General features: G+C 37.8%; 1 pseudogene. It reads left to right on the forward strand.

Annotation, left to right across the window (positions count from 1 at the left end):
* A pseudogene (locus BFL47_RS19055) lies at positions 1-336 on the forward strand (IS4 family transposase); the annotation flags it as partial.

Consider the following 336-nt stretch of genomic DNA (forward strand, 5'->3'; position numbering starts at 1 on the left):
GAAAATATAACATTACGTTTTCTAAACTGGTTATCGTTCTTTGAATTTAAATCTATATACAAATCACTGGATCCACTTAAGAAAAAAGGGTTTAAGATTTCCGATTTACTCGGTATGCTTTTAATAGTACCCTTTACCGGAAAAACGAATATGCATTCTCTTTTACAAAGCAGTAGTACACCACTCACAGCCCGTAAGGATAGCTTTTATAGGATGAAAAAGATGCATGAAATCAACTGGGAGAAGCTGCTGTTTGGATTCGCAGGGCGATTTGTAAAAATCTGTTTAGCCAAAGGAACTGGTGCTGCTCCAGGGCACCGGATGCTGATCATTGAT

This window comes from Arcticibacter eurypsychrophilus (assembly GCF_001730525.1).
Classification (GTDB): domain Bacteria; phylum Bacteroidota; class Bacteroidia; order Sphingobacteriales; family Sphingobacteriaceae; genus Arcticibacter; species Arcticibacter eurypsychrophilus.